This is a genomic window from Massilia sp. FBCC-B171, from assembly GCF_059134155.1.
This window is the reverse complement of the sequence record NZ_CP101443.1, coordinates 4,093,955-4,106,070: the sequence shown is the minus strand read 5'-3', so window position 1 is coordinate 4,106,070 and position 12,116 is coordinate 4,093,955. Positions and strand designations below refer to the sequence as shown.

Here is a 12,116-nt window from a genome sequence, read left to right as displayed (position 1 = left end):
CGTCAGACCGGCAGCTTGATCAGTTCATCCATCGCGCCCATGACCTTGTTCCGCACTTGCATCAGCATGGAGAAGGAGAGGCTGGCTTCCTGGCTGGCGAGCATGGCGCCGACCAGGTCGTCGCTTTTGCCGCTGTCGACATCGGCCATCTTGACGGCCGCGGCTTGATCCTGCGCGTCGACACTCTGGATCGCATTCTTCATCGTCTGGGCGAAAGAGAAGTCGGTTTGCGCTGCTGGCGTTGCCATTTCGACAGATGGTGCAATCGCCAGGCGTTGCGCTTCGTTTGTCAGTGCGGCAAGGTCGGCTTTGATGTGGCCGGCTAATTCAATTCCCATTTGTTAAATCCTATGCGGTCGATGTTGCTTGTGGGTGACAGGCTTAGTAGCTTTTTTGCGACAATTGATGACTAAAATCGTGTTTCATTGCGTCAATTGTTAAATATTGCGCATGTAAAAGCTGCATCAAAGCTTTATTCAAACTCCGGGCAAGTTCACGATCCTCGCTCGTGGAGCAGTACTTTTCCCTAGGAAGCCGTGCAAATCAAGATACGATCTTACCGTAGGGCAATGGAGAATTCAAAGAGGAATATCAAGTGATCGGAAACATCGAAGCAGGTATAATTGTTGCCTTCGGGAATGAAATAAAAACACGCCCCTTTTAGCCCTCATCAATTCGTCATTTATGCCGATTAACAATTCAACTGTTCAAGCGCGTCCGCATCAAGTGCTCGATCCGGCTTTATTAGGCCGGCCCGTGCATTTGCTCCCGGCTTTCGCGGGCGCCTTTGCCGAGGACATGACGGCCATGCTGTCCGCTCCCGGCTGGCGCCGCTATTGGAGCAGCTTCGAACTGGCCCAGGTCGAGTTCGAACGGGCGCCCGAAAGCAGTGCCTTGCGTTGGCTCGGCATGAGTGGCCCGCATGGCAGCGCCGCCGTCGCCTTCGAACGTGCTCTGGTGGTAGGCCTGCTGGAAGCGCGCTACAGCGGCAAGGGCCCGGCCCGGGCGCTGCGCGATCCGGTGGGCGAGCGGATCACCGCCACCGAAGAACGCCTGGCGCACACGCTGACGCAGCAGTTGTCGGAAGTCCTGGCGATGCGCGTGCGCGTCGCCTCCAGTGCGGCCGGTGTCGAGCTGGCCGCGGCGCCGCTGTCGCCGGTGGCTTCCGCCGTGCCGGGCAAGAATGCCTGGGCACTGGCCATCACCCTGCGCGAACCGCAGGGGGGCAGCACGGCGCGCTGTTATATCGCGCCGGATGCGCGCATGATGGGCCTGATCCTGCAGGCGCTGCAGCCTGAGCGCCCGCAACGCGCGCCGCGTTCGGGCGAATCGATCGGCACCGGCCTGAAGGTCAAGCTCGACGGCCGCTTGGTGACGCATGAGATCACTCTCGAAACGCTGTTCGGCCTGAAGGTGGGCGACGTGATCCCGGTTTCCGTCGGCCGCGCCGACGTCCTGCTCGACGATGCGCGCCTGTTCACGGCGGCAGTCGCCGAGCACAAAGGCAAGCTGTGTTTAACCTCTTTTGAAGACGCTGAATAAATGGACATGAACCTCAACGAGCAACTGGCTGTCGACGTCCTCCTCGATGACAACGTGGAGATCGGCGCGCCCGCAGTGCGCAATGCGCGCCTGCCGCAGATGATGCGCCGCATCCCGGTCACCCTGACGCTGGAAGTGGGCTCGGCCCGCATCTCGCTGCAGGACCTGATGGACCTGGGTCCGGCGAGCGTGCTGCCGCTGGACGCGGTGGCCGGCGAGCCGCTGATCATCAAGGTCAACGGCACCCCGATCGGCCGCGCCGAAGTGGTGGTGTCGGGCGAACAGTACGGCCTGAAAGTGATCGATCTCGACGGCTTGAATCTCGACCTGATCACGGCATGATGTTGTTCAAGAGCGGCGCACTGCGCCGCGGTGCGACCGCTTCCCTGCTGGCCGGCGCCGCTCTCGCCATGCTAGCCGCGCCCGCTGGCGCGCAAGACCTGATGGCCGGCGTCATCCCCGGCGCAAATACCGGGATGAGCGTCAAGTCGCAGATCCTGGTCCTCATGACCCTGCTCGGCCTGCTGCCGGTGCTGGTCATGATGACCACCAGCTTCACGCGTTTCGTGATCGTGCTCTCGCTCCTGCGCCAGGCCCTGGGCCTGCAGCAAGGCCTGCCGAGCCGCGTCGTCACCGGCATCGCGCTGATCCTCACGATCCTGGTCATGCGCCCGATCGGGGTGCAGGTCTGGAACGAAGCCTTCCTTCCCTACGACCAGAACAAGATCGGCCTCGAGCAGGCGCTCAAAACGGCCGAAGTGCCGCTGTCGCGCTTCATGCTGGCGCAGACGAGCAAGAGTGCGCTGGCCCAGGTCGCGCACCTGGCCGGCGAAGCGCCGAACCTGAAGCCCCAGGACCGCGCCTTTACCGTCAAGCTGGCCGCTTTCGTGTTGTCCGAACTGAAGACCGCCTTCCAGATCGGCGCCATGCTCTTCATTCCCTTCCTGATTATCGACCTGGTGGTGTCGTCGGTGCTGATGGCGATGGGCATGATGATGCTTTCGCCGCTGGTCATATCGCTGCCGTTCAAGCTCCTGCTGTTCGTGCTGGTCGACGGCTGGACCCTGACCGTCAACACGCTGGTCGGCAGTATTCACGGCTATTAGGAGTAATCGATGAGTCCAGATGTTGCGGTGGACCTGGTCGCCGAAGCGCTGCGCGTAGTGATGCTGCTGGTGATGGTGCTGGTGGTCCCGGGCCTCTTGATCGGCCTGCTGGTGGCGGTGGTGCAGGCGGCCACACAGATCAACGAACAAACCTTGAGCTTCCTGCCGCGCCTGATGGTGACGCTGGTGGTGCTGATCCTGGCCGGCCACTGGATGACCGGCTACCTGATGGATTACTGCGTGTCGGTGTTCCAGCGCGCCGCCACGATCGCGAGCTAAATGGATTTCGTCAGCTACCTGATGCCGCTGATCGGCGCGCTGTGGTGGCCGTTCTGCCGCATCATGGCGCTGCTGTCCTCGGCCCCGGCGGTCGGCGACGGCATGGTGCCGATTCCCGTGCGCGCCTTGCTGTCGCTGGTGCTGGCCTTCCTGATGCTGCCGCTCACAAAGAACATGGTGATGCCGGATCCGTTTTCGCTGGCCGGCGTGGTCGCCATGTTCGAGCAGGCGGTGATCGGCGGCGTGCTTGGGTTTGCGCTGCAGTTCGCCACCTCGGCGATCTCGATGCTCGGTTTCCTGGCCTCGAGCCAGATCGGCTTTTCGATGGCGCAGATGAACGACCCGGTCAACGGCCAGCAGTCCGACGTGATCTCGAGCCTGCTGGCGCTGGTGGCGATCTTCGTCTTCTTCGCGATCGACGGCCACCTGGTGCTGACCAGCGTGCTGGGACAAAGCTTCCATGCCTGGCCGGTGGGACAGGGCCTGGGGTCGCTGGCGCTGCAGACGGTGGCGCTGAACCTGGGCTGGGTGTTCGCCGCCGCCATGCTGCTGGCCCTGCCGATCGTGTTCTCGACGATGGTGGTGCAGATCGGCTTCGGCTTCCTGAACCGCGTGGCGCCCTCGCTGAATTTGTTCTCGCTGGGTTTTTCGCTGGTGACCATCTTCGGCCTGATGATGCTGGTGCAGCTGGTGCGCTTCATCCCCGAGCACTACATCCAGCTGACGAATGCGGTGCTCGAAATGCTGCAGCAACAGATGAGGGCAGCCCGTGTCTGACAACGGCGACAAAACCGAAAAGGCTTCAGCCCAGAAGCTGAAGAAGGCGCGCGAGGAAGGGCAGGTCGTCCGCTCGAAGGACTTGTCGACCGCGATCGGCATCCTGGTCAGCCTCAAGATGTTCACGCTGATGCTGCCGGATTATCTGGAATCGTTCCGCTCCCTGTTCCGGCTCGTCTTCGTGCCGCTGGGCGAAACCGGGGCGATCGAAAATGCGATGTCGGTGGTCTTCATGGCCGCCGCCATGCTGTTCGTGAAGATGGTGCTGCCGCTGGCCGTGGTGCCGCTGGCGATCATCGTCGCCGGCCTGGTGCCGGGCGGCCTGATCTTCTCCGGCAAGAACATGGCGCCCAAGGCCGACCGCCTCAGTCCCATGAAAAACCTGGGCAACCTGGCCAGCCAGAAGCACCTGGTCGGGTTCGCGGTCTCGGTGGCCAAGGCCGTGGTGCTGGGCTTCGTGCTGGTGCATGTGACGCAGTCGAGCGTCTCGGCCTATGTCGACCTGCAGCGCCTGCCCCTGGGCGACGCCATCGTGCGCGGCGGGACCATGATGTTCGACGCCTTGTTCGCGCTGGTGGCCGTGTTCGTGATCTTCGCCGTGCTCGACGTGCCGATCCAGGCCTTCCAGTTCGCAAAAAACCAGCGCATGAGCAAGCAGGACCAGAAGCAGGAACACAAGACCAGCGAGGGCAGTCCCGAAGTGAAGGGCCGCATCCGCCAGCTGCAGCGCCAGCTGGCCCAGCGCAACGTGAACAAGACGGTGCCGACGGCCGACGTGGTGATCGTCAATCCCGAACACTATGCGGTGGCCCTGAAGTACGATACGAACCGCGCCGAAGCGCCCTATGTGGTGGCCAAGGGCGTCGACGAGATGGCGCTGTACATCAGGCGCATCGCCGCGAAACACAAGATCGAGACCGTGTCGCTGCCGCCGCTGGCGCGCGCGATCTATAACACCAGCCAGGTGCAGCAGCAGATTCCGGCCCAGTTGTACCAGGCCGTGTCGGCAGTGCTGAACTATGTGCTGCAATTGAATGCTTTCCGTGACGGCCGGCGCACCGCGCCCCCACGATTCCCCCTTGACGTGGCCGTGCCATCTCATTTGAGCGAGGTAACACCTTCATGAATTCCCTGAACGCCTTCGTCGCCGAGCTGCGGCGCCAGAAGTACGCCGCCCCGATCTTCATCCTGATGCTGCTCGGGATGATCATGCTGCCGCTGCCGCCGATCCTGCTCGACGTCCTGTTCACCTTCAACATCGTGCTGTCGCTGATCGTGATCCTGGTCGCCGTCTCGGCCAAGCGCCCGCTCGACTTCTCGGTGTTCCCGACCGTGATCCTCGGGACCACGCTGATGCGCCTGGCGCTGAACGTGGCCTCCACCCGCATCGTCCTGCTGCATGGCCACGAGGGCACGCACGCCGCCGGTAACGTCATCGAGTCCTTCGGCAACGTCGTCATCGGCGGTAACTTCGTGGTCGGCCTGGTGGTGTTCATCATCCTGATGATCATTAACTTCGTGGTCGTGACCAAGGGTTCGGAACGTATCTCTGAAGTGTCGGCGCGCTTCACCCTCGACGCGCTGCCGGGCAAGCAGATGGCGATCGACGCCGACCTGAACGCGGGCCTGATCAACCAGGAAAAGGCGACACAGCGCAGGAAAGACGTCGCGGCCGAAGCCGACTTCTACGGCGCCATGGACGGCGCCTCGAAGTTCGTGCGCGGCGACGCTGTAGCTTCTATCCTCATTCTGATCATCAACCTGATCGGCGGTATCGCCATCGGCGCGCTGATGTACGACCTGCCGCTGGGCGACGCCTTCCGGGTCTACGCACTGCTCACCATCGGCGACGGCCTGGTCTCGCAGATCCCGGCGCTGCTGCTGTCGTCGGCCGCCGCGATTCTTGTCACCCGCATCGGCGAAGCCGGCGACCTCGATAAGCAGGTCGGCAACCAGCTGCTGGCCCAGCCGCCGACCCTGTTCGCCGCTGCCGGCGTGATGATCATCCTGGCCCTGATCCCGGGCATGCCCTTCATTACCTTCGCCGTCTTCGCCGCGGCCCTGGGCTATGCCGGCTATCGCCTGCACACCCGCGTGCAGCCGGCCGATACCTCGGGCGTGGCCGCCATCGAGGCGGCGCTGCGCGACGACCGCGCACCGGACCTGGACTGGGAACAGCTGCCGGTGGTGCAGCCGATCTCGGTGGCGGTTGGCTATAAACTGGTCGGCATGGTCGACAAGGCGCAGGGCGAGCAGCTCACCAAGCGCATCAAGGGCATCCGCCAGAGCCTGTCCGAATCGATGGGCGTGCTGCTGCCCGCGATCGGCGTGCGCGACGACCTGGCGCTGCGCCCTTCGCAGTATTCGGTCAGCCTGTCGGGCGTGGTGGTGGCCGAGGGCGAAGTCCATCCCGAGCACCTGATGGCGATCCCGTCGCCGAACGTGTATGGCGAACTCGATGGCATCCCGGGCCTGGAGCCGGCCTTCGGCATGGCCGTGACCTGGATCACGCCGGACCAGAAGGGCCATGCGCTGGGCCTGGGCTACCAGGTGGTCGAGGTGCCGAGCGTGATCGCGACCCACTGCTCGAAGATCATCCGCGACCACCTGCACGAACTGTTCCGCCACGAAGACGTGCCGGCGCTGATGGAGCGCCTGAATGCGCTGTCGCCCAAGTTGTCGGGCGCGCTGGAAAAGGCGCTGAACCACACCCAGCTGCTGCGCGTGTACCGCGTGCTGCTGGCCGAGGGCGTGTCGCTGAAGGACATCGTCGTCATCGGCACGACGCTGTTGGATGCGTCGGAGACGACCAAGGATCCGATCCTGCTGGCGGCCGAAGTGCGCTGTGCATTGCGGCGCCAGATCGTCTCGACCATGTTCGGCAAGAAGAAGGACATGCCGGCCTTTAATCTGTCGGCCGAACTGGAGAACATGCTGCTCGGTTCCCTGAACCAGGCGCGCCAGAGCGGAGGCGGCAAGGTCGCGCTGGATAACTACCCGATCGACCCGCAGCTGCTGTCGCAACTGCAGATCAACATGCCGGTCGCGCGCGAGCAGATGAAGCAGCAGCACACGCCGCCGCTGTTACTGGTGCTGCCGCAGGTGCGCCCGCTGCTGGCGCGCTACGCCAAGCTGTTCGCGCCGGGCTTGAATGTGCTGTCGTATAACGAGATTCCCGAGAACCGGGAAGTGTCGATTGTGGGGACGGTGGGGTAAGGAGACGGTGTTACGCGTGGAGTCGTGACTCCACGCGTTGCATATGAACCGATAACGCCCGAATGAAATATCCTTTCACCGAAGCCGCCCTGGTGAAATAAAATTTCACCCCTGCGCCGGCAGCATCAAGGCCAGTTCCGCCACCGCCCGAAACACCGGCAAGGTCAGCACCTCCGCCGCATCCTCCGCCGCCAGCGTCGCGTGCGCCGACCCGGCCGGCGCGACGCCCGTCCTGAAACTCCAGCGCACCACCACCAGCCCGGCGCGTTCCACCGCCGCGTCCAGCGCCGGCTGCAAGGCGTGCAGGCGCGCCAGCACGGCCGCGTCGGGCGCCGCCATCTCGATTGCCACGCCACCCGGCGCCGGCTCGACCTGCACCGCGACGTGGCTGCCGTCGGCCAGCGCCAGTTCGAGGCGCAGCGCCGCGCGCGGACGGCGGCGCCGGCCCGCGCCGCCATCGGCGGCCTTGCGCAAGACCTGCAGATGCTGCGCCTGGGCGCTGCCCGCATGCACCGTGAAACGCCAGGCGTCGGCCGGCAGCTGGTGCTCCAGGGCGCGCTGCGGCACGCGGCCGTTCTGGCCGACCAGCATCAGGGTCGGGGGCAGGGCGCCACCACGGGCGCGCAGCTCGCGCTCGATCAGGCTGGCGCCGTAATTGCCCACCATCGAACGCCAGTTGCCGGCCAGGGTGCGCCCGTCGGCCTGCGCAAAAATCATCTGGCGCGACATGAAGACCTGGTCGGGACGCATCGCCGCGCCGTCCTGCTGCTCGGCGCCGTTCGCGGCAGGCTGAGGATTGACCAGCGGCTGCGACTGCGGCAGCGGCAGGTAGCTTTCAGCGGCTGCAAGGGCAACCGGCGCGATGGCGGCAATGGCAGTTGCCTGCAGCGGCGGCGTGACAGGGGGCAGCAGGGGAGCGGAGAGCGAGAGCGGGTTCATGGCGCGATCCAGGTATAAAAAAAGGCCAGCCGAAAATCGGCTGGCCCATGATACGCCCGGCTGAGTCAGCCGGGGGTAGCCGTGATTACTGCAGCAGCGACATGACCATCGACGACATGCTGTTGGTTTGCTTCAGCATTGCGGTGCCAGCTTGCATCAGCATCTGCTTGGTGGTCATGTTCGACGATTCGGTTGCGAAGTCGACGTCCATGATCAAGCCGGTTGCCGCCTTGGTGTTGCTGCTGATGTTCGACAGGTTGTTATACACGTGCTCGAGGCGGTTCGACGCAGCGCCGAGGCCCGAACGCACCTTGTTGACCGATGCCAGCGCAGTGTCGAGCTTGGTGATCGCGCCGTTAGCGGCGCCGGCGGCGGTCAGTTCGGTGCCGGTAGCGGCCGCGGCGTAGTTGGCCGTGGCCGAGGTCAGGGCGGTACCGACCGAGGTCATGTCAGCGCTCAGGTCGACAGCCATGGTTTCGCTGGCCGATGCGCCGATCTGGAAGGTCATCGAGGAAGCGACGGTGCCGGCGACCAGCAGGGTCTTGCCACCGAAGGTGGTGTTCTTCATGACGTTGCCCAGTTCTTTGCCAAGTGCATCGAATTCCGACTGCATCGCGGTCTGGTCAGCTGCGGTCGACGAAGCGTCGGCTGCCTGGGTAGCGAGGTCCTTCATGCGGACCAGCATGTTGGTGACTTCGTCCAGCGCGCCGTCGGCGGTCTGCAGCATCGCGGTGGCGTTCTGGGTGTTGCGCATTGCGACGGCCATGCCCGAGGTCTGGGCTTTCAGGCGCGAGGCGATCTGCAGGCCGGCGGCGTCGTCTTTTGCCGAGTTGATGCGGTAGCCGGTCGACAGGCGGGTCATCGAGGTCGACAGCGACGATTGGGTCTTGCCGATCGACGACTGGGCGGACAGGGTAGCGGTGTTGGTGTGCAGGCTCAGCATGGTAGGCTCCTAGGGATTCAGTAAAGTTCGGTTCGGCGGTGCGTTCGGTGAGATTTCAGTCGAGTTTGTCTCGCTCTCACAAGTACAAGACGACGGATTTCTTGAAGTCATTAAGTGCCGTACGGAAATTTTTTTAAATTTATTTTTAGGGCCTGTAAAAGTCTTGCCGGCGCGTCCCGCCATCCGCCCAAAAAAAACTAGGAAAGCAAAAGGGGCTTGGCTGGCACAACTTGATGCGTTGAAGGTCTAACGCGGATTGAGTTAGGGAGAACGCCATGTCCCGTGATACCGCCCGAGCCGAGCCGGTCGAAGAAGTCCGGCTTACCCCTTGCATGCTCACCTGTCCGGCATGTGGGCAGCCGATGTCGGTGGCGTACACCAAAAAGCGCAAGCTGATGACCCGACGTGGACTAGTGCGCCTGCACCTGTCCATTCGTCGCTGCGAGCACGCCGGCTGCACCTGTTTCCATCATCCCTACCATCCCGAGGACGAAGGCCACTGGGCCTTGCCGGCGCAGGAATTTGGCCTGGACGTCGTTTTGCGCGTCGGGCAGTTGCGCTACCGCGAGCATCGCTCATGCACGGAAATCCACGCGCAACTGGAACAGGAAGGCGTGTCGCTGGCGCTGCGCACGACACAAAACCTGCTGGCCCAGTACGATCTTTTGTTAAGCCTGGCTCTGGAGACGCTTCCGGAGCGCGCGTCCCAGCTGTCAGCGCAGGGACGCGTCATCCTCGCCGTCGATGGCCTGCAGCCCGATGTCGGTCACGAAGTACTGTGGGTGGTGCGAGACGTCCTGTCCGGAACAATCCTGTGCGCGCGCAGCCTGCTTTCGTCGGCAAGCACTGAACTGCGCGCACTCATCGAGGATGTCGCCGCCTCGCTGCCGGTGCCCGTGGTGGCCGTGCTCTCCGACGGGCAAAACAGCTTGCATATCGCAGTTGCCCAAGCCTTACCGGACGTGCCCCACCAGCTGTGCCAGTTCCACTATCTGCGCGAGGCAGCGCGGCCGATATGGGAAGCGGACCGCCACGCTAAAAAGGAATTGAAAAAACGCGTGCGCGACGTGCGTAGCATCGAGCGCTCGGCCGAGCATCAAACCGATGCCGGCGACGACGTGGTGCTGGGTTACTGCGCGGCCGTGCGCAGTGCCATGACCGACGACGCCCGGCCACCCTTGGCGTTTTCCGGATTGCAGCTGGCTGAGCGAATAGAACAGATCGAAACCAGCCTGGAAACAGCAGGCAAAAAAAGGGGGCGCCGGCCACGCTGAAGCGACTCCAAGGCATCCTGCAACGCGCCCTTGCATACTGCGCGCCGCTGTGGCCAGAGGTGAGGCGAGGCGCGCAATGGGTGCGCCAGGCCAGCACTATCCTGGACAATGCAGACGGCGCAAGCACGCAGACAGTACGGCGGCGCTACGACCAATGGTTGCAAGGGCTGGACGGGGCCGACGTGCCCGCAGCCCTACGCGCATCGGCGCAGCACTTCCTCAAGGTGACACGCAGTTACGGTGACAATCTGTTTTACTGCTACCGGATCGCTGACCTGCCACGTACTAACAATGCGCTGGAGCAGACGTTTGGCCGCGTGCGCTATCACGAGCGACGAGCCAGTGGGCGCAAAGTCGCGTCCCCCTCACTCGTGACCGACGGCAGTGTGCGCGTGCCGGCGTCACTGTACACGCGGGACGCCTTGGTGACGGTGCAAATGCTGGCCAGCGTGCCGCATGCACGCTGGCGCGCACGACGCGCCGAACTCGAACAGCGACACAACGCGCGCCGCCTACGCTGCCGCTTCCGCAAACATCCCGAGCACTACCTTGCAATGCTTGAGCTGGAAATCGACAAGCTGACTTTGCTTTCCTAGAAAAAAAGCCGGCATATAGCCTAATGCCAGTCAGTTAAGGGCTTGACGAGCTGACGGCAGCGACTAAAACGGATTCACGATCAACGTGAATCCGTTTTTCATTATGGCTCTCCAACTCGACATGGACTATGCAGCAACCCTGGCACCGCATGAGTTCGACCGTTTTGCCAGTCTGATCGATCCAACTTGGATCGATGAAGCGCTGCAGCAAACCAAGACCGTTTCAGTTCGACGCCGTCGTTTGCCTGCAGAGCGCATGGTTTGGCTAGTTATCGGCCTCGCCTTGTTTCGCAACGAACCGATATGGCACATCGTGCAGCAGCTTGATCTTGCTGAGGGTCCGACTTCAACTGCGCCCGTCCCTAGTGCCGCAGTGGCTGGACGGGAACGGCTGGGGGAAGCACCACTGGCATGGTTGTTCGAGCGGTTGGCAAGTACGTGGAGTAATCAGGACACGCCGAACCGAGAGCTTTTTCAAGGCCTACGCACCTACGCAGTTGATGGCGTAGTCTGGTCAATTCCCGATACGCCGGCCAATGCTGCACAATTTGCTCACCCCAATGGCGGCGGCGGCAGTGGTGCTTGGCCGCAGCTGCGCGCTGTGTGTTTGATGGATACCTATAACCACTTGGTTCGTGGTGCCAGTTTTGGCGACTTCCTTACCGGCGAACTTACTCTTGCAAAGCCACTCGTGCAAAAAGTCCCGGATAATTCGCTGACGATCTTCGATCGCGCCTACTTCTCTGCTGCGTTTCTACTCGATTGGCAGCAGGCGGGCGAGCAAAGGCATTGGCTCATGCGCGCCAAGACACCATTGCGCTACGAAGTCGTGCACGAATTTTCTCCGGACGACTACTTGGTACGTCTACCCGTATCGCAGCAGGCGCGCCAACTGCGCCCTGATCTGCCAACACATTGGCAGGCTAGGCTCATCAGATGCATGGTTGGTGGACAGCAGCGACAGTTCTTGACGTCTTTGTGCGATGCCCGGCGTTTCCTGGCTCGCGACATCGCCGCGCATTACATTCAACGCTGGGAAATCGAACTTGGATTTAGAGAGATTAAGCAGGGCATGCTGAAGACTGCCCCTGTCCTGCGCAGCAAGCTGCCAGAGTTGGTTCGTCAGGAAGTATGGGGAGTGCTCATTGCCTACAACCTTTTGCGCCATGAGATAGCCCAGATGGCCGATGAGCTAAAGGTACCGCCACAACGTCTAAGCTTTCAATGGCTAGCTCTGGCTATCACCACAGCTCTGTATCATTGGCCTTTACAAACGCCTGGCACCTTCCCTAAACGTCTTGCATGGCTGCGTAGCCAAGCTCGTGCCTATCTTCTTCCTGAGCGTCGAAAACGATCCTACCCAAGAGTCGTTAAACCCATGAGAGTCAAATACCCAACAAAAAATGCCAGTCAGCTTAACTGACTGGCATTAGGCATATAGCCG

12 protein-coding genes are annotated in these 12,116 nt (G+C 62.5%); 9 read left to right on the top strand and 3 right to left on the bottom strand.

The window, feature by feature from the left end; all coding sequences use genetic code 11:
* Positions 1–2 precede the first annotated feature (2 nt).
* A complete protein-coding gene (gene fliE / locus NMB41_RS18645) occupies positions 3–338 on the bottom strand; it encodes a flagellar hook-basal body complex protein FliE (protein ID WP_494379291.1) in 336 nt (111 codons plus the stop codon).
* A 418-nt stretch (positions 339–756) separates the two neighbouring features.
* On the opposite strand from fliE, the gene NMB41_RS18640 reads away from it, so the two are divergent.
* From NMB41_RS18640 to NMB41_RS18610, 7 genes are read left to right on the top strand one after another with little or no spacing between them, the layout of a single operon-like run.
* A complete protein-coding gene (locus NMB41_RS18640) occupies positions 757–1,542 on the top strand; it encodes a FliM/FliN family flagellar motor switch protein (protein WP_494379290.1) in 786 nt (261 codons plus the stop codon).
* Positions 1,543–1,884 carry a FliM/FliN family flagellar motor switch protein gene (locus tag NMB41_RS18635; protein ID WP_494379289.1) on the top strand — a complete coding sequence of 114 codons (342 nt, stop codon included), beginning with the start codon at positions 1,543–1,545 and terminating at the stop codon, positions 1,882–1,884. It abuts the gene before it with no gap.
* Positions 1,884–2,648 (top strand): flagellar type III secretion system pore protein FliP, encoded by a 765-nt coding sequence (fliP, locus tag NMB41_RS18630; protein ID WP_494382872.1) that lies wholly within the window; start codon positions 1,884–1,886, stop codon positions 2,646–2,648. The genes NMB41_RS18635 and fliP overlap by 1 nt, the downstream gene beginning before the upstream one ends.
* A gap of 9 nt (positions 2,649–2,657) precedes the next feature.
* Positions 2,658–2,927: a flagellar biosynthesis protein FliQ gene (gene fliQ, locus NMB41_RS18625; protein ID WP_494379288.1), complete on the top strand. Its 270-nt coding sequence runs from the start codon at positions 2,658–2,660 to the stop codon at positions 2,925–2,927.
* Positions 2,928–3,704 (top strand): flagellar biosynthetic protein FliR, encoded by a 777-nt coding sequence (gene fliR, locus NMB41_RS18620; RefSeq protein WP_494379287.1) that lies wholly within the window; start codon positions 2,928–2,930, stop codon positions 3,702–3,704.
* The gene (gene flhB, locus NMB41_RS18615; RefSeq protein WP_494379286.1) at positions 3,697–4,830 is read left to right on the top strand and encodes a flagellar type III secretion system protein FlhB; all 1,134 of its coding nucleotides are present in this window, start codon (positions 3,697–3,699) and stop codon (positions 4,828–4,830) included. The genes fliR and flhB overlap by 8 nt, the downstream gene beginning before the upstream one ends.
* Positions 4,827–6,920, top strand: coding sequence for a flagellar biosynthesis protein FlhA (locus NMB41_RS18610; RefSeq protein WP_494379285.1), 2,094 nt, complete (start codon positions 4,827–4,829; stop codon positions 6,918–6,920). Before flhB ends, NMB41_RS18610 begins: the two co-directional genes overlap by 4 nt.
* Positions 6,921–7,025: 105 nt before the next feature.
* Here NMB41_RS18610 and NMB41_RS18605 read toward each other — a convergent pair whose 3' ends face one another.
* Positions 7,026–7,859, bottom strand: coding sequence for a hypothetical protein (locus NMB41_RS18605; RefSeq protein ID WP_494379284.1), 834 nt, complete (start codon positions 7,857–7,859; stop codon positions 7,026–7,028).
* Between the two features lie 85 nt (positions 7,860–7,944).
* A complete protein-coding gene (locus NMB41_RS18600) occupies positions 7,945–8,802 on the bottom strand; it encodes a flagellin N-terminal helical domain-containing protein (RefSeq protein WP_494379283.1) in 858 nt (285 codons plus the stop codon).
* Between the two features lie 362 nt (positions 8,803–9,164).
* On the opposite strand from NMB41_RS18600, the gene NMB41_RS18595 reads away from it, so the two are divergent.
* Both NMB41_RS18595 and NMB41_RS18590 read left to right on the top strand, forming a co-directional pair.
* Positions 9,165–10,672 (top strand): transposase gene (locus tag NMB41_RS18595; protein ID WP_494382871.1). Its coding sequence is split into 2 segments (ribosomal slippage): positions 9,165–10,056 and positions 10,056–10,672, totalling 1,509 coding nucleotides; the frame shifts between segments, so codons are not numbered across the junction.
* Between the two features lie 85 nt (positions 10,673–10,757).
* Positions 10,758–12,095: an IS4 family transposase gene (locus NMB41_RS18590; RefSeq protein WP_494379282.1), complete on the top strand. Its 1,338-nt coding sequence runs from the start codon at positions 10,758–10,760 to the stop codon at positions 12,093–12,095.
* Positions 12,096–12,116: the final 21 nt, after the last annotated feature.